The sequence below is a fragment of the Coleofasciculus sp. B1-GNL1-01 genome (assembly GCF_040220235.1).
Lineage (GTDB): Bacteria > Cyanobacteriota > Cyanobacteriia > Cyanobacteriales > Coleofasciculaceae > Coleofasciculus.
Map to the genome: position 1 here is coordinate 1 of NZ_JAVJTO010000167.1, position 17,423 is coordinate 17,423.

The 17,423-nt window shown below is 45.5% G+C and carries 12 protein-coding genes; 6 read left to right on the forward strand and 6 right to left on the reverse strand.

Annotated features, from left to right (window positions below):
* The first annotated feature begins 82 nt into the window (after nucleotides 1-82).
* The gene (locus RID53_RS35470) at nucleotides 83-295 is read left to right on the forward strand and encodes a hypothetical protein (protein ID WP_446392561.1); all 213 of its coding nucleotides are present in this window, start codon (nucleotides 83-85) and stop codon (nucleotides 293-295) included.
* A gap of 659 nt (nucleotides 296-954) precedes the next feature.
* On the opposite strand, the gene RID53_RS35475 is transcribed toward RID53_RS35470, so the two are convergent.
* Together RID53_RS35475 and RID53_RS35480 are read right to left on the reverse strand one after the other, a co-directional pair.
* Entirely contained in the window at nucleotides 955-2,283 is a 1,329-nt protein-coding gene (locus RID53_RS35475; RefSeq protein WP_446392562.1) for an ATP-binding protein, read from the reverse strand.
* The gene (locus RID53_RS35480; RefSeq protein ID WP_446392563.1) at nucleotides 2,255-2,599 is read right to left on the reverse strand and encodes a hypothetical protein; all 345 of its coding nucleotides are present in this window, start codon (nucleotides 2,597-2,599) and stop codon (nucleotides 2,255-2,257) included. Before RID53_RS35480 ends, RID53_RS35475 begins: the two co-directional genes overlap by 29 nt.
* A 300-nt stretch (nucleotides 2,600-2,899) precedes the next feature.
* Here RID53_RS35480 and RID53_RS35485 point away from each other — a divergent pair, with 300 nt between their 5' ends.
* Nucleotides 2,900-3,907, forward strand: coding sequence for a hypothetical protein (locus RID53_RS35485; RefSeq protein ID WP_446392564.1), 1,008 nt, complete (start codon nucleotides 2,900-2,902; stop codon nucleotides 3,905-3,907).
* A 420-nt stretch (nucleotides 3,908-4,327) separates the two neighbouring features.
* On the opposite strand, the gene RID53_RS35490 is transcribed toward RID53_RS35485, so the two are convergent.
* From RID53_RS35490 to RID53_RS35505, 4 genes are all read right to left on the reverse strand, one after another.
* Nucleotides 4,328-4,957 carry a restriction endonuclease subunit R gene (locus RID53_RS35490; RefSeq protein WP_446392565.1) on the reverse strand — a complete coding sequence of 210 codons (630 nt, stop codon included), beginning with the start codon at nucleotides 4,955-4,957 and terminating at the stop codon, nucleotides 4,328-4,330.
* A 66-nt stretch (nucleotides 4,958-5,023) separates the two neighbouring features.
* Complete coding sequence (locus RID53_RS35495; RefSeq protein WP_446392566.1) at nucleotides 5,024-7,639, reverse strand: chloride channel protein; 2,616 nt, start codon at nucleotides 7,637-7,639, stop codon at nucleotides 5,024-5,026.
* 174 nt (nucleotides 7,640-7,813) lie between these two features.
* Entirely contained in the window at nucleotides 7,814-9,145 is a 1,332-nt protein-coding gene (locus RID53_RS35500) for a TldD/PmbA family protein (RefSeq protein WP_446392567.1), read from the reverse strand.
* A gap of 69 nt (nucleotides 9,146-9,214) precedes the next feature.
* Nucleotides 9,215-10,078 carry a Tab2 family RNA-binding protein gene (locus tag RID53_RS35505; RefSeq protein ID WP_446392568.1) on the reverse strand — a complete coding sequence of 288 codons (864 nt, stop codon included), beginning with the start codon at nucleotides 10,076-10,078 and terminating at the stop codon, nucleotides 9,215-9,217.
* A 91-nt stretch (nucleotides 10,079-10,169) separates the two neighbouring features.
* Between RID53_RS35505 and RID53_RS35510 the strand changes: the two genes are divergently transcribed.
* The 4 genes from RID53_RS35510 (at nucleotide 10,170) to RID53_RS35525 (ending at nucleotide 17,397) form a co-directional block, all read left to right on the forward strand.
* Nucleotides 10,170-10,367 carry a hypothetical protein gene (locus RID53_RS35510; RefSeq protein ID WP_446392569.1) on the forward strand — a complete coding sequence of 66 codons (198 nt, stop codon included), beginning with the start codon at nucleotides 10,170-10,172 and terminating at the stop codon, nucleotides 10,365-10,367.
* A gap of 90 nt (nucleotides 10,368-10,457) precedes the next feature.
* Nucleotides 10,458-11,246: a hypothetical protein gene (locus tag RID53_RS35515; RefSeq protein ID WP_446392570.1), complete on the forward strand. Its 789-nt coding sequence runs from the start codon at nucleotides 10,458-10,460 to the stop codon at nucleotides 11,244-11,246.
* A gap of 193 nt (nucleotides 11,247-11,439) precedes the next feature.
* The gene (locus RID53_RS35520; protein WP_446392571.1) at nucleotides 11,440-11,811 is read left to right on the forward strand and encodes a hypothetical protein; all 372 of its coding nucleotides are present in this window, start codon (nucleotides 11,440-11,442) and stop codon (nucleotides 11,809-11,811) included.
* Nucleotides 11,812-12,132: 321 nt separating this feature from the next.
* Nucleotides 12,133-17,397: a DUF4114 domain-containing protein gene (locus RID53_RS35525; protein WP_446392572.1), complete on the forward strand. Its 5,265-nt coding sequence runs from the start codon at nucleotides 12,133-12,135 to the stop codon at nucleotides 17,395-17,397.
* Nucleotides 17,398-17,423 lie beyond the last annotated feature (26 nt).

The following is a 17,423-nucleotide window of genomic DNA, read 5'->3' on the forward strand; positions in this document are numbered from 1 at the left end:
AAACCAATAACCTTCATACAAAACCCGCCCTGCGTCACCAATAAGATTCGATTAATCTGTAGGGGCGGGTTTAGGAACAAAATTGACGAGAAAACCAATAACCTTCATACAAAACCCGCCCTGCGTCACCGCAAACATTCGATTAATAGATGCGATCGCGTGGAATATTTCGTGGTTTGGTGGTGGGGATAGGGCGGGTTTCGTTGTTTTGTTGGGGGTGTTGTCTGATGATTTAATCCCTAAACCCGCCCCTACAGGATCGGGAGGATTGGCGTGCGATCGCGTGGAATATTAGGCGGGATTTCTTTATCTGGTGGTGGGGATAGGGCGGGTTTTGTTGTTTTATTTGCGGTGTGTATCATCATTGAATTCCTAAACCCGCCCCTACAGGATGGGGAGGATTGGCGTGCGATCGCGTGGAATATTAGGATAGATTTCGTTGTCTGGCGGTGGGGATAGGGCGGGTTTTGTTGTTTTATTTGCGGTGTGTATCATCATTGAATCCCTAAACCCGCCCCTACAGGATGGGGAGGATTGGTGTGCGATCGCGTGGAATATTAGGATAGGTTTCGTGGTTTGGTGGTGGGGAAGGGCGGGTTTTGTTGTTTTGTGGGGGGTGTTGTATCATGATTTAATCCCTAAACCCGCCCCTACATGATCGGGATGATGGGGATGCGATCGCCTGGAATATTAGGATAGATTTCGTGGTTTGGTGGTGGGGATAGGGCGGGTTTCGTTGTTTTGTTGGGAGTGTGTATCATCATTGAATTCCTAAACTCGCCCCTACAGGATCGGGATGATGGGGATGCGATCGCCTGAAAATTAGGATAGATTTCGTGGTTTGGCGGTGGGGATAGGGCGGGTTTCGTTGTTTTGTTAGGGGTGTGTATCATCATTGAATTCCTAAACCCGCCCCTACAATTACTGTTAACCCGGATTACCGCAACAGCCATTTTAGGTGTTTTCTCTCAACCAATCTTGAAACTTCTGTGTCTCTTCTAGCGCTGGATTGATGGAAAACCAATTCCCATAGCGATCGCGGTATTCATAGACGAACATGCTACGCAGCAGAGTGGTGTATTCCACATCTCCTTTCACTGTCTGTTGTTGTACCACCTGAAACAGTAACTCCCACTCCTCATCATCAATGGATGAGGTGAGGTAATCCCGACTTTCGCGAATTACGCCTTCTAGACAATCCCGCGAGATTGGAGGGTCCATTTGTCGCAAACAGCCAAATAGGAGTCCTAGTAAGTTTCGCAGATGTCCACCGCTGATTTGACAGAGACGATCTAAGGTTTCAGTATTATCAAAGACTTCGGGAAGTAAGGCGAATCGTTGGGCTGGGGTATGGTGGGGAAATGCTCTCACTAAGACCATTTGCCGCAACAAATCCATCCCTTCTTTACATTCTGACCCATCCCGTTCGCGCACAGGAACCATGGGTAAAATTGTTGGCGGTAATCCACCCCCTAACCGATTTTTTAGAATTTCCACATCATTGGAAAAGGTTAATGATAACGGAAGGGTATAAACGACATGACAATTCAGTTTCCGTAATTGGTCGCCTCGGTCAATAAATAAGTATTCGGGTTGTAAGCGTTCCGAGGGAAGTGGACGATTATCCACCCGATCCAAATTATCAACAATCACTACCAGTCCAGCCTTTCCCCGTCGCCGCAGTTCCGTGGTTGCCCGTTCTAATAGTTCGGTATTAATTGATTCTAAAATACCACTGGTACGGGGTTCTAGATATTCCCGTAAGCGACGGCGGAGTCGGGGACTTTCTTTTGTTTTGGCGGTAATTTTACCAATGCCAATCGAGAGTTCGGCTTCGGCATTCAGTTCAATCGGCGTTTGCAGAAAGTCGGCAATTTCACTGAACAAATTGGCAAAATAACTGGGGTTCAGTTTAATTTTAATCGCTTCTAAACTTTCACTAACCCGACCCGCTACACTGAGGAGAATATCCGTAATATCGACATCCGCCATATCCAAGTCTTGGGAGGACTCAAAGTAAACCACATAGTATCCCTGCTTTTCTAACTCGGCTTTGAGTCGCAGCAATTCGGTGGACTTCCCGCAGCCAATATGACCCGTAAACAGTTGGCAAGTGGGTTCATCGGGGGAAATTAAGGCAATGGTGCGTCGCAGTGACTGAATAATTCGATTCCCTCTCACCGGGGAAAAATCAATATAATACTGCTGATCTTCAACTTCCCCTACGGTTAAGGGCTTGCTTGGATTGCACGCTTTATAAAATCTCGGTAGATCTAGTCCCATAAGTCCTCATCGTCCTGATTCTATTGTCGTTGAAAGACACGGCATCTCGCCACGCGATCGCACTTGTCGCATTATCCTGGTTATCCTCGTCGTCACAATAACCCGCCCACCGACAGGTTTTGGGTTTTTCTTTCCTAGCAGCCAGGAAAAATGGGGGAGACTCTTGCCTATCGAGTGTAACCTGAGACGTTCTCGGGCTAAGTCTGGAAAATACGAATGCTTGATTTGCTGTGCTTCCAGAATGCGCTAACCTGTGACCTGCCTCAAGGAGTAAAATAGGGAACAGGAGGCTGACACTCAATAGTCGTTTATTCATTTTTTCCTACAAATTGCTAGATCGATGTGAGGATTGCGATTACTCTTCCATCCGTTTTCTCTTCACTATTCTGGACGCCTGACCCAAAATCAGGATACTATAGGTGTCTTGTTGTCAAGAAATTATCAGGATTAGGGACAGGTGACGTTGGTTAAGAAATGTAACGACACTCGCGATCGCACCTATAATCCAAGACCTAATTCTGAGTAATAGACAGAGACTGACCCCCCTTTGGCGTTGAGTTAAACCGAGGCGTCCGGTTTAAACAGTCCTTAAATACTACAAGTTACAATAGTAGCCATGAAAAATTCTTTAGCAGCGGTTATGAGTACGCCACATCGAAGGTTCCGCAAATTTACTCCCGTTCTTCTCAGTGTCGCGCTGTGTTGGACAACACTGGCTTGTCAGGATTCAACCAACTATTCTCAGTCTGTAGGACAGCAAAACACTAACACTGTATCGTCTCAGACTCGACTCACAGATGGGAAGTATCCTCTCCAACAAGTGACCTACAATGACGCCAATGGGCAGTATACTTTATTTTTAATGAACTCCACGCCCCCGGTGTACAGTACCACGAACCCGCAAATGATACCCCTGACGCCAGAGGAACTCAACGCTGGGGAACAAAGTTATCTACAAATGCAGAATAACCAAGCGGTTTTGCATTTGAGTCCAGAGTTTCAGATTGAATATATCCACGCCGTTACCGAACCAGCCGGGAACAATGAAATGGTAATTGTGCGTGAGGAATCAACCTATTGGCAACCCTTTGAGAGTGACGGGGAGATTGAGATTGAACTGGATTTTTATTCTCCTCGCTATTATATTCCACCCCCCTATCAATCGGGTCAAGTGCTGCATAGTGGTTATCATGCCTCAAGTTATGACCAAGCGGTTGCAAAATATCAAAGTAGCCACGACACACCACCGCCTGCGGTACGGAACAATCAGTTACGCACATCGGGAGTCTTGCGGAAGTCAACCACGACTCCGAGAACCTCACCCGCATCCACGAATTCAGCCAGTACAACCCCATCAACGCCAACGGATAAATCAACAACGCCTCAAGCTTCACCGGGAACAACAAATCCAGCCACAACCACTCAATCTGCACCAACATCGACAGGTTCCTCAACACGTTCCTCCCCGTCTTCATCGAGTAGCAGAAGCACGGGTTCGGGTTACGGGAGTAGCAATTTAAGACAGTCTAGCCAATCGAAACCTAAGCCGAGTTCATCCCGAAATCGTTCCTCTGGTTTTGGCAGTAGTAATAGTCGGTCTTCTGGATCGAAGAAGAAACGTTGAATAATGGTATTCGAGAAGTTACATCTACACAAGTATAGCAGTTCTCAATTACTAATGGCACAGGACAATGTAGGGGCGCAATGCTTGCGCCCTTATGTAATTAAGGACTCATTTAATTTAACGATATAGGTTCCAATTATGGATAATGATTTAGTTTTTTTTCTGGCAGGTGTTAGCTGTCTCATCCTCTATTTAGTCTTCTCAGCGCTAACGGAGATGGGGACAAAGTTTCCCTGGAAAAAATAACGGAAATCCTGGCGATTCAAGTCGCTGCTACACAAACTTGCGTCCGTAAGGTAGGGACTGGAGGTTACCTATCCTCAGGGAAATTGAATTAGAACTAACTATTAATCAGGTTTTTGATTGGTTAACTTTGGGATGATTTGTCATTTGACAGTAAACTCGGCAACTAAAAAAAAGTTAACTACTAATTACAATTTGGCTTAAGCGCTTCAAAATTTTGAGAACGCTGTACAAATCTCCAGGGTTGCGAGTTGCTAACAAGTTTGATGTCGCGTATTGGGGATAGTCTTCCTGAACACATTTGACAAATATGAACGTTCCTCCACTGGTAATCATGCCATAGCTAGGTTTTTCTGGATTGGGATTTCCTAGCATATACGCTAACATTTGGGCAAGTCCGGCTTCAATGGAATAGGAGGCTCGTTTCGACTCGATAACCATGACCCAAAGCTGGTTTTTTAAGACTAATGTATCAATTCTTCCCCTGATAATTACGCCATCATCTTCTTCAACAATATCAATGGATTGTTCGGATTTAACGTAAAAGGGAGCCAGATAAAAATCACAAATGAAGAGAATAGGGTCTAAGACAGCCATTCTCACCACATCCTCTAGTAAGGGGGGATAGTTAAGCAGATTGAGATAACCCGCTTTTACTTTGTCTAATTGTTGTTTGTCGGAATCAGATAGATCGGGTAAATCTTCCTGCCACTCGGTAAAAAATTGGTTGTCTTCAACCAATTGGAGTCTATAGTTTTCTAGGAGATAGCGTAAATCTATATCTTGGGCTTGAATGATTTGTACCATAACGAGTTGGTGAAATTTATTGTGAAATAGAGTGGGTTCATCGTAGGGGATGTGAGTCCTTGTACCTTATGTCGCACTGCGAACTAAAATAACAGTACTCTTAACCCGCCGCGCGATCGCTTCCGGTATATTCTCCTGAATCATGAGCTGTAATAGCCCTTCCCGACTTGCGCCTAAAACCACGACATCGCATAATTGGTTATTGGCGATATAAACCACCGCATCAGACACCTCACTGGCGCGAATGGGAATCCGGCGAATCCGACCCTCTATTTGTCCCTTTAAAAAGTCGCTAGCTTCTTCTATGGCTGTTGTATCCGTAATCGTATCTTCTGGATCAAAGACTTGGCATAATCGAATATCGGGTGGTTTACTACTTAAGGGAATTAACGCGGGCAGAAATTCCAAAGCGCGTTGCGAATTGGGACCGCCTGCGATGGGAATCAACCAACGCTGAAAGAAGGGAGGAATATAAGGCGGATGCATCATTTCACCCAATTTCACGACCATCACATCACAGGGCGCTTGTCGAATCACCCCATCCACTGCCCCGCCAAAAATGCGTCCAGGGTTTGAGGTTGAGCCTTTCCACCCCATCATTATTAAATTAATATGTCGCTCTTTGATGGTGTCTAGAATCGCTTGGGTAATATCCTGACTCACCCGTATTTGAGTGTGAACAGGTATATTCCAATCTCGTCCCCACTTTTCCGCCTGACGTAATAACCGACGACTTTTTAGGGTTGTTACTGGCGTTTCGGCGGGAGACGTGCTGCGGGAGACGAGAATCACTTGTAAACATTCCAATTCATAATCGCGATCACGGGCGATGGCGGCGGCGAGTTTGACTAATATAGGGGCAGTTTGGGGATTAGCGATGGGAACTAATAACCGTCCTCGTCCCGTTTCTGGCGATCGGGTTTGATAAACCCCATAAGAGGGTTCTAATTGGGATCGAGGCTGAGTCGTTGTCCGATCAAGCTGATCCAATTCTGCTCGGATAATATCGCTGCGAGTAATAATTCCTAATAACTTCCGCCCTTCCGTGACGGGAAGACGACTGAGGTGGTAACGGTTGAGCAAATACAGGACATCGACTAAACTCGCCGTTGGTTTTACCGTGATTGGCTGCGATGTCATAATCTCGGCGATGGGTGTGGTTCCGGGAAACGGACAACGGGGCGGATTACCTTGCATTTTTGTCGCTTGTGTGAGATCCGACTGACTAATAATCCCTACTAGCGTCCCCCCATCGACCACGGGGAAGCCTTGGTGTGTCGAACGAGACACCATCTGTAAGGCGTCATCCAGGGTCATTCCCAGAGATAAAGTTTCTACCCGCCGTTGCATCAAATCTTCTGCCGTTAACCCCGTCAATGAATCCTTATCTGCCTTTTGATTAGAGGGTATATACCCCCTCCATTCCAACAGACGCTGATAAAGTGAGCCTTTGGAGAGTTGATCCGCAATGAGGTAAGACACCACACAGGTGATCATTAAGGGTAAAACTAGATTAAAATCCGCCGTAATCTCGAAGATGATCACGATCGCGGTTATAGGAACCTTAGATACCGCACTAAAAAACGCGCCCATTCCGGCTAAGGCGTAAGTTGTCGGTTCTCCAACCCCTAAAAAGGATAATTTGGTGACGCCGATTAGATAACCGAGAGCAGAACCCAAAACCAGTGACGGGTGAAATAACCCCCCAGGAGCGCCCGATCCATAGGAGACAATCGCCAGAAAAAAGTAGGTCACTAAGGCGAGGCTAGTGAATTGCCAAGTGGCTTCCCCGGTAATTAGCAACTCTCGCAAGCCGCTATTATTGCGAAAATCTGGGGGTAATAGAGAAACTAAACACCCACAAATTAATCCCGCCAGCCCCATTTTTACCGCCAAAGAGACATGAAAGCGGCGCTGTAAGGTCAGAGAAAATAGAATCCCGCGATTAAATAAGGTTGCCAGTAATCCCGCTAAAAGACCTAACAGCAAATAATAGGGAATTTCTGGAGCAGAGAAACTGGTGGTGGTTTCACCCAGTTCCAGATTCAGGTCAAGACTACGCCCCCCTAAAATCCGAGAAATCACCGCACCGATAAACGAAGCCAGAATCGCCGTTCCCAGAGTTAACCCGGAAAAATCATGAAGTAACTCCTCAACCACAAACAAAATACCCGCAATTGGGGTATTAAACCCCGCCGCCAAACCCGCCGCCGAACCTGCGGCGATAATCTGTCGTCGATGGCTAGGGGATGTGGGAAACCAACGGCTAAACTGAGCCGCTAACGCTGCACCAATATGCACCGTAGGTCCTTGGCGTCCCAGGGTAAGTCCTCCGGCGATCGCTAAAATACTGCTGACGAGTTTAACCACCGCCACCCGCAAATCAAGAGCGATGGGATACCCTCCAAGTGCGGCTTTAATTTGCGGAATACCACTCCCCGTAACATCGGGAGCCAAATACTCAACCAAGAATCCCGACAGCGCTCCCAATACCAATCCGAACGCGGGTAAAACTAAAAAGGGTGGATATTGTTCAGACGTATGAACCCGCCATGAACCGAGCCAACCAATACTGTGTTGGAGTAACACGGCGGATAGCGCAGAAACCACCCCAATTAAACAAGCTTCTGCGATCGCCAAACGTCGCTTGGGCAGTAACCATTGACGTATGGGATTGATCATTTGTCATTTGTCATTTGTTAGGGAAAAGGGAACAGGGAATAGGCAATAGGCAATAGGCAATAGGCAATAGGTAAGGTAGAGTTTTGAGTTAACTTCCTCAGCTTCCCCAGCTCCCCCAGCTCCCCCAGCTTCCCCGGCTCCCCATCACCCCATCACCCCCTCTCTCCTAACGAGCTAAATCAAAATAGAGGTTTGCTCAGAAGCCGTCACTGAGAGTCCTTCTAAGACTAAGGATGGGGTATAACATGGACCATTCCATTCTGCATCTTCACCTAGGGCAATAATCTGCTTGAGGGCAGTGTAGACATTACCCGCAACCATGGTGTCTTTCACCCGACCGATGATCGTACCGTTGCAGACGCGATACCCTAAATCTACATTGACAGAAAAGTCTCCAGATATGCCAGCCCCACCACCGAGGATTTGGTCGATGACTAATCCATCATCCAGTTGCATCAGTAAGTCTCTTAATGAGCCTTTACCCGGTTGCACCATGATATTGACTAATCCCGGAGTGGGATAACTGCCTAAACTGGGGCGAAATCCATTACCTGTACTGCCAACTCCCAGTAATCGCCCGATGGTGCGATCGCAATAAAACTGCTGCAATTGTCCTTCGCGGATTAATAATAGGGGTCGGGTGGGTGTTCCTTCGTCATCAAACGGACAACTATAGGGACCGATATTTGGGTGTTGAGAAAGACTTAGGTTAAGGGAACTGACCACTTGACCCAAGCGATCGCTCCAGGGGGAAGCCCCTTCCCAGACTTGTTTTCCATTTAATGCAGTTTGGACAGTATCCCAGAGTAAATCGGCGGCTTTGGCGGTGAGCAAAATTGGCACTTGACCGATAGGGGGATAAACGTTATTCTGCGCCCAGTTGAGGCGTTGCTGAATTGCTTTGACAACTTTATCGGAATTAAGCTGTTCCCGTTGGGTTTGACCATCCGAGACGCATAAAAAGTCATCGCCGCGCACCCATTCGACCGAGAAAAAACAGTTGAGTGTGGTGTCGGTGTAGTGACAATCTAAGCCTTGAGAGTTGATCAAGCGGATGGTTTCGGCTTCACATTCCAATTCGGCGGTACACAGAACCTCTGGATTCGCATCCCGAATTTTGGCGATCGCTTCTTTGCCCATGACAACCAAGTCTTCGACCGCCACGGATTTGCCTAAGTCGGGATAATGTTCGGGATGTCCCCCCGGTGTGAGTTCCACGGATTCTGGTTCATTCAAGGCGCTAATAGCGATGGCGCGATCCACTAAGTCTTGGGGATTCACCGCCCCATAAGCCACCGCCAATCCGGGACGTCCGTTTTTCCATAAGCGCAGCGCCACCCCTTCTGATTGACTACTTTCTAGCCGCTTGAGGCGATTCGCTTCAAAAAGTACAGGGCGAGACAGCGATCGCGACTGATAAACCTCAGCATCCTTGGCTCCAGCTTTGAGTGCCAGATCTAAGAGTTGTTCGGAGGGCAGGGCGGGTGACAAATTCGGAGACTCCATAATGTTTAGGGTGAATTATTCTGTTTATGTTTCTGACTCATTGGTGGTAAACCCCTAACCCATTCGGCGCTACGTTAATTCTTGCAACAACCAAAATCCAGCAAAGGTTTCTGAGGTTGGCGTTGACTGCACGGCGAGAAAATGGACAAACTGGGCGTTTTCTTTGGCAGATTCAAAGCCTTGAGCTTCCGCTAGGGTTTGGGCATCGGTGAGGTTGGCTAAAATCCAGCTATCACTAGCACCCGTTTCCAGTAATAACCGAGGAGTGACACCTCCTTGAAATTTAACAAACGCTAGTTCTAAACCCGACATCCATGCAGCTAGGGCTTTGGCGCGATCGGAGAAAATAATCATGCCCGGAATGCGCGTATCGGGAGCCAGATCCATCATGGAGAGGGGAAAGGCTTCGCCAAAGTCAATGTCCCACTCCTCCATCTCCGCAAAGGCGGCAGCTTCCAAGCTCACCAATGCCCATTTTTGTCCCTGGATGGCGTCGGGTAAAGGTTGAGGAACCTGAGGTTGGTAGCGCACAAAGGAAGAGGCGGCGGCTGAGGACTGATATCCGGGTTGATGGGGATAAACCTCCTCGATCCGGTGGTTTAGCCAGTGATTCAGCGTGTATGTCCGACGACTGGCGATCACGGGAATGCCTAACTCTTGGCAGGCTTTAGTAATCATGTTGTTCATCTGACGCCGGAAAAAGCGAATTTTTGTCGGTGTTTGTCCAGCTTTCGCGATCGCCTCTTCTAGGGATTGCCGCAACCATAAGGAGTTGACCTCCTGGTTGGAACAAAACTGCGCGTACTGAAATAAGTCGTCCGTGGATTGGTGGATGTTTAAAGGACTCTCACAAATTAAGACTTCCCAGAGCTTCTTTTGATTGTCGTCCAATATTGGACGTGAATAGAAATCGAGTTCCCAAATAATCGTCATGCCAAGACTGTTGTAATCTAACCCCTCTTCTAATAATACGGGTTAGCGATCCGCTCCCTGAACGATTTATACCAAGTTGCGGTCAAACCGAGTGGATAGGGGAGGTGGGGGAGCAGGGGGAGCAGGGGAAGTTAACTCAAAACTCTACCTTACCTATTGCATATTCCACACCGAGCGTGTTACCGAGCGCGGTTCGGCTGAGCGCTCACCGTCGAAGCCTCACGCCGAAGTCCGAGGTGTTGCCTATTGCCTATTGCCTATTGCCTATTGCCTATTGCCTATTGCCTAGCGCGTAGCGCGTAGCGCTATAACGGATCAGATGTTAAGAAAGCGGTAAGTTAGAGATAAGCGCTCTATCCATACGTGTAAATCACTGATCATGCCTGTGAATCGAATTGTCCTGTTATGCGTGGTTGGAGGCGGACTGGCTATATTTGTTTTGTCAAATTTGTCAGCCCCCGTCTTGTCTATCGTATTTTTGGGAATGCAAACGGTTGCATTGCCTCTGACGGTATGGATAGGACTGGCGATCGCACTCGGCATACTCACCAGTTTAGTCTTACAATTGCTCAGTTTTCGACCCAGGAGGCTTCAGAGGTTTGATCGCGCCGCCCAAGCATCGCCTCCAAATCGCTGGCGATCAGATGTTGAGTTTGAGCAGGAGGAACCTGAACCCGAGGAAAGTGAACCAGAAATGCCACCTCCCCCACCCCCTCCACCACCACCTCCTCCTCCCAAATCTTCCCCCTCTGCTTCCGGTTCTGATTGGGATCAAGCTGTTGCTCCAGAGTGGAACTTTGAAGGAGAATCGGCAACCTCCATAGAGGACGAGTTTGACTGGGATGAGTTGGAGAGTCAGCCAGAGGAAGAGGTGTTAGAGGAAACAGAGCGCGATCGCCAAGAGCGCAGTATCGGAAGCGATCGCAGTAGTTACGAACCAAGTCAAGAACCCAGCCGCCGTTCTCAACCCGACTCGGTTTATTCCTACAGTTACCGGGAATCTAATACGTCTAAATCAAGGACTGGCAAATCTGAGACAGTGTATGATGCTAACTATCGAGTAATTACCCCGCCGTACCGCCAACCCCCACCCAAAGCGGAACCGGAGGATGAGGATGAAGATGAAGACTGGGGATTTGAGTTTGATGATCAAGACAGAGGTTCATAGCTGAAACTTGATCAATGATCTATTGATTATTACCGAGCCTGTAAATGGTCAACTTGGTAACAAATTTGGTCAACAAATCAATAAAAAATTAATCATATTGTAAATTTATCGCCAAACTCTTGGTATGCTGGAAAGTATAATCAGTCTCAAACAGTAGCAAGTTTCCAACACTATAAAACCAGGGAGAGCGCTCATGAGACGCCATACACTTGTTGTTTTAAGCATCACTACTGCGGTCTTTGGCTTAGTCCCTCTTGCCCAAGCTCAGTCCGACTCACCGTTTAGCGCTAATGACAATTCGGTTACGTTATCCGGTGAATCCCTACGGACTGTACAACGTCGCAGTTTATCTAACGATTACCGTTCTTTCTTCAATACCAACTCGTCCATTGCTCCAGATGCAGCAGGAATGAATCCTACGGATTCAAGCTTTGCCATTAGCGATCGCCTACGAATTGTAGTGGGAGATACCCTCAACTCTGGTGATCCCCTTGACCTATTTCCGGCTGTGGGAGAAGAGGGAGATGTTCAGCGACTCAAGTTACAAGTACCGCTCAGGGAATAATTAATCATAATTATTATCAAATGACATCCGCAAAGTCGCGCAAAATTATTTGATAACTATTGCCGATGTCATAGCCGTAAAAAATAGAAGACAATTAAGAAACAACTCCAACACAAACAACTAATCTGGGCTAGTACGGTGAGAAATGTTCCTGGTTTCTCAAGTCTACTAGCCTATTCTCTTGGGCAAAAAAGAGCAGGAAAATTAAATATTTTCCTAAAGTGTAAAGTTTTAATAACCGCTCTTTGCATTCCTTTTTTGATTCGGCTACCTTGATAGGCAGATATCAATACTTAAATCCTGCCGACTTAGGAGGGGAACATGGAGAGTCTACCAATCGTTCAGCCCAATTTTGGTAACCTTTTTGCCAGCGTATCAAGTCAGAACAAGTTGGGCAATTCTCCTCCAATGATGTCCTTATGTCTGCCTACTCTGGATACAGCTAAGCTAGCGGGGGTTAGCGTTTCAACTTCAGACTTTGATCTGTTCCCCCTTGAAGTAACAGGATGGAGTGAGGATAACACGTTGTGGGCAAGCATGTTGGGGACGACATTCCCAGACATTTTTCTTAGCTATCTGCCACCTGAAAACGGTTCATCCTTTGACAGCAGCAAGGATTTTTTACTTGGAAGTTCTGATAGTGTCAATGCTGATGCAAGTTTACCCTTCAATTTAGAACAAGTTGATGCTATCTTATCTCCCGCACTGCAAACAGCTATTACTCAACTCGAAAAATTTACTGAGCATCCAGACTTTTTGAGTCAGATGAATTTAGCATTTCGCGAGGTTTGGTGCTTAGAGAACGCTAAAAGGTTGATTCGAGAAATAGTTAGCGGTGAGACATCGCTAGGCGTTGAAATTATTCCCCTTGATCAACTGAAGGCAAAAGGAGCGTTTGCTGAAGATACAATTTATCTAGCCAGGGAATTTATAACCCAAAACTTGACGAATCCTGATCCGATTACAACCGTTCTCTTAGAAGAGGTAGGACATTACATCGATTCTCGGCTTAATTCAGTTGACTCTCTGGGTGATGAAGGCGCTATTTTTGCCGCTATTGTTCAAAACAAAGCATTAACAAAGTCAGAGCTTTTAAGCTTAAAGGCTGAAAATGATAGCGCTTTGCTCCAATTAAATAATCAAGAGATTCAAGTTGAACAATCGTCTCTGGAACCTGGATTATTTACAGTAGGAGAGACAGGTAAGGTAAACATCGATTTTGTCTTTGATGGAGGGGCTTACACCGGGGAAGTTGCTATATTCAGTTTGGCAGGAATGGAGGAATTAGAACAAGGTTCAACAGCATTTATTGAAGAAGCAGCTCGTCGTGCCTTGAGTGATTCAGAGTTAGGATATGTGGCGATTTCGGATTCAACGGAAGGGGCGCGATTTAGTGGAGAACTAGGAGAAGTTGAGCGTAATTCAGGTGATTATTTAGGGGCAAAGACATTTGCCATGCGTCCCGGTGAGACTGTTGCGTTTATGTTAGTTCCCAATGGAACGGTTCAGGACGTATTTAATAATCCCGCTATTGAGGGTGACAAGACTCCTCTATTTTCTCTAGCCAATGCTAATCCTAACAATGCGTCTCATGTTGGACAAATTGTGGATACGGCTGGGGAGATCAATGGCTTAAGTTGGGAAGATTTACGGGCGGATGGTAATAGTGATAGCGACTATAACGACTTGATTATTAAAGTTAACGGAGCAACAGGGCAAGCTTTACCTATTGTAGATGTAATTGATTCTAAAAAAGACTGGCGAGAAACAGGATTAGCCCAAGAGATAATCGATTATCTTTCACCCATTCGTTCACTATTGTTTACTCCAGCGAGTCCTCAAGCTGTTGCTAACACATCGGTTACAGATGATCCAGAAATCATTCGCGATCGGTTGGTTGAGGTTAACGTTGAACGTTTAGCGGAACCGAATCAATTAATTGGTCAATCGCTCACAGTTAATTTATTTGAAGACACATTTATTGATGTTGTAATTGAGCGAGTCGAATTATCATCCGATGAATCAAGTTGGATCTGGACGGGGAACGTTCCGGATACCCGCTATAGTGAAGTCATTTTGGTTAGTGGAAAAGAGAATGGCATAGTAGTCGGCACGATTAGAATAGATGATACGCTCTATGATATTAGTTTTACTGGAAATGGTGTTCATACTGTTAGCGAAATCGATTTAACAACATTACCTTCCGAGCAAAGGCATAATCATCAAGATGAATTGGGAGATTTGCCAGTAACTCCTGACGTGGGTATAGCTATTGCTGGAGATGGACATTCCGTTAATTCTACTGATTCAATTACCTTAGGCGCTGCTTTAGCATTTGCTGAATCCCCTAAACAATCTGACGTTGATGATGGTTCAATTATTGATGTCTTAGTTGTATACACAGAGGCAGCTCGTGAGGCTGAAGGTGGGACGGATGCTATCCGTCAGCGAATATATCAAGTTGTAACTGAAACAAATTTAGGCTATGAAAACAGTGGAATTAATCAACGCCTACGGGTACATATAGCCGAGGTAGGTAATTACCAAGAAGTTGGTGCAACTCAAAAAGGTTCTCATACAGAGTTAAAGCGTTTACAAAATCCATCAGACGGTTATTTAGACGAAGTTCATCAGTTACGGGATTATTATTCTGCTGATATGGTAGCTTTATGGACTGAAGACTTATATGGGTACGACTCTGAACAACAAGAAATATCAGGAAAAACGGGGGGTTTAGCTTATGTTCTGACTAATCCTGATCAGGGTTATTCTTTTGAAGATTTAGCATTTAGTGTCGTTACCGTTTATAACGCTAAATTTGGATACTCTTTTGCCCATGAAATGGGACATAATCAAGGAGCGACTCATAATAAAGAAGCTTTTAAAGACCTAAACAAAGCCAACAAAGCCTATCCCTATTCCTTTGGATACACAGATCCAGATGCAGCCTTTCGCACCATTATGGCTTACAAAACTAATGGTGAAGCACGCAGGAACTTTTGGTCTAATCCTGACTTAACCTATCAAAGGAAACCCCTAGGACTAGCGGGGCAAGCCGATAACCGTCTCACCCTAAATAATACAGCAATTTATGCAGCTAATTGGCGGCATTCTAATGATAATTTTGCCCATGCCAAATCTATTACTGGATCTTCCCTTAAAACCACGGCTCTTAATATTAACGCAACAAAAGAAGCCGATGAAATTAATTATGTTGATCAAACAGGAGATAAATCAGTTTGGTGGTCATGGTTAGCTGAAGAGTCAGGGCAAGTTACTCTAACAACGGCTGATAGTGATTTTGACACCCTTTTAGGGGTTTATACAGGCACATCTCTCACGAATTTAAATGTAATTGCGAGTAATAATAATGAACCCAATGGTGGGATAACAAGTCAAGTTACCTTTGATGCTGTCGCTGGGACAACCTACAAAATTGCTGTCGATGGTTACAAGGGTGCATCGGGTCACATTACCCTCAATTTACAACAAGCCGTTCCCCCGAAGGTTTCTCTGACTGCTATAGATTCTACCGCTACAGAAAATGGGAAAGATGGTCAATTGACGCTAACTCGTACTGGCTTGATGACTGATTCTCTCACAGTTCGCTATGCAGTCAGTGGAACAGCGACTAACGGTGATGATTATAACGCTCTAGATGGTACTATTGTGATTCCAGCTAATCAGACAACTGTCACGCTTCCAATTACTGCGATTAATGACAATTTAGTTGAATTGGATGAGACAGTAGTCGTAAATTTAATGGATGGGAATGACTACAATTTAGGTGCAAATTCTAGCGCAACCGTGACGATTGTATCTGATGATGTACCACCGCCACCTATTGTTACAATAGCTGCAACTGATGCGAATGCATCTGAGAATTCTTTAGATACGGGAACGTTTACCATTACCCGCGATGGTGATACGACTCAACCTTTAACGATTAACGTCCAGGTTATTGGTACAGCTCAATCGAATAGTGATTATATGGAATTGAACTCCAGTGTCACGATTCCTACAGGACAACAGAGTACTACATTTAATCTTACTCCCATTGATGATAACGAAGTCGAAGAGGCTGAAACGGTAACAGTTATACTGACAGAATCAATGGCTTATGAAGTAGGAACCTCTAACCTAGCAACAGTCGCCATCGCGTCTGACGATGTTCTCAGTGCTACTGACTTCAACATCGAATTTGACTATCGCTTTGATACCAATGGCTTCTTTGACGCACCTGAACGCCGAGCGGTTTTAGAAGCGGCTGCGGATTACTGGAAAAACATTATTCAGGATGAGTTTGCGGATATTCCAGCAGGTATACAATTTTCGGTTCGTAATCCTCAAAATGGTGACGAATCGCCGCTAATTACACTCGATCAACCAATTGATGATTTACTGATATTTGTCGGAACTCAATCTCCACCGTTTAATCAGCCAGAACCTGATAAAAATTTGCTACTGCGGGGCGGATTTTCTGGTCAGAATATAAAAGGTGATCGTTACCGTTCCCGAATTGCTAATAGTACCAGACGAACAGGACTAGCCACAAACTTTGAACCGTGGGTTGGTAGTATCTCTTTTGACCCAACTTTCGACTGGAATTTTAGCCTTACCCCTAATACTGATCCGACTCAAGAAGACTTTTTTAGTGCTACATTGCGTGGAATTGGTTTTGTTTTAGGGATTGGTACGTCCCCTATTTTCAGCACAATTGGACAAGATGGATTTGATGGAGTCAATGCGTTGGCTGTTAATAATGACAATCCGGTGCCATTAGAAGATGATTTAGATCACATATTAGAAGATTACATTAGTCCTCTGGATAATCAAGCCGTGTTATTTGATGAAACAGTTCCAGCGAATGGGGTAAGATTATTACCTTCACTGGTCGATTTAGCACTGTTAGCTGATATTGGCTATGAAATTGATGGTTTTGTTCCCCAAGGTTCAACCAATCCCATCGCGACACCAGAGGATGACATCACAATATTTGGCACAATTGGAGATGATCTGCTTGATGGATTAGGTGGTGATGATAAGATTCAGGGTGATTTAGGAGATGATAGTGTATTGGGCGGTCTCGGAAAGGATATTCTTTTGGGAGAAGAGGGAAATGACTATCTCTTTGGTAATGAAGGAGACGATGAGTTACAGGGGGGAACAGAAGATGATTTCCTTTCCGGTGATGCTGGTAATGATGCTGTCTGGGGTCAAGATGGAAATGATCAACTCTTTGGGGGTGAAGGTAATGATGTCCTTCAAGGCGGAATAGGTGATGATAGTCTTGATGGTGGCTTTGGTGACGATAAACTCTTCGGTCAAGACGGGATAGATACCTTTATATTTGGTGCTAATAATGGCACGGATCGAATTAATGATTTTGACGTAGACAATGAAGTGATTCAAATTGCATCTGGTTTAGGATTTGCCACAGGAGAGGAGGTTTTAGCGACGTTAACGAAACCTTACAATAATGTTTCTCGCTTTACTCTAAGTCCAGGCAATGTGATTGAAGTGATGCATGAGAGTATGACGGGTACACCGTTAACAGCCGCTAACTTTAAGATTGTTAAAGGATAATCCTTCTATTATTTATCATTTAGGAG

Excerpts from the sequence above, each read along its gene's own strand:
- RID53_RS35475 (WP_446392562.1), bottom strand. The coding sequence starts at position 2,283 with ATGGGACTAGATCTACCGAGATTTTATAAAGCGTGCAATCCAAGCAAG.
- RID53_RS35480 (WP_446392563.1), bottom strand. The coding sequence starts at position 2,599 with ATGAATAAACGACTATTGAGTGTCAGCCTCCTGTTCCCTATTTTACTC.
- RID53_RS35485 (WP_446392564.1), top strand. The coding sequence starts at position 2,900 with ATGAAAAATTCTTTAGCAGCGGTTATGAGTACGCCACATCGAAGGTTC.
- RID53_RS35490 (WP_446392565.1), bottom strand. The coding sequence starts at position 4,957 with ATGGTACAAATCATTCAAGCCCAAGATATAGATTTACGCTATCTCCTA.
- RID53_RS35495 (WP_446392566.1), bottom strand. The coding sequence starts at position 7,639 with ATGATCAATCCCATACGTCAATGGTTACTGCCCAAGCGACGTTTGGCG.
- RID53_RS35500 (WP_446392567.1), bottom strand. The coding sequence starts at position 9,145 with ATGGAGTCTCCGAATTTGTCACCCGCCCTGCCCTCCGAACAACTCTTA.
- RID53_RS35505 (WP_446392568.1), bottom strand. The coding sequence starts at position 10,078 with ATGACGATTATTTGGGAACTCGATTTCTATTCACGTCCAATATTGGAC.
- RID53_RS35515 (WP_446392570.1), top strand. The coding sequence starts at position 10,458 with ATGCCTGTGAATCGAATTGTCCTGTTATGCGTGGTTGGAGGCGGACTG.
- RID53_RS35520 (WP_446392571.1), top strand. The coding sequence starts at position 11,440 with ATGAGACGCCATACACTTGTTGTTTTAAGCATCACTACTGCGGTCTTT.
- RID53_RS35525 (WP_446392572.1), top strand. The coding sequence starts at position 12,133 with ATGGAGAGTCTACCAATCGTTCAGCCCAATTTTGGTAACCTTTTTGCC.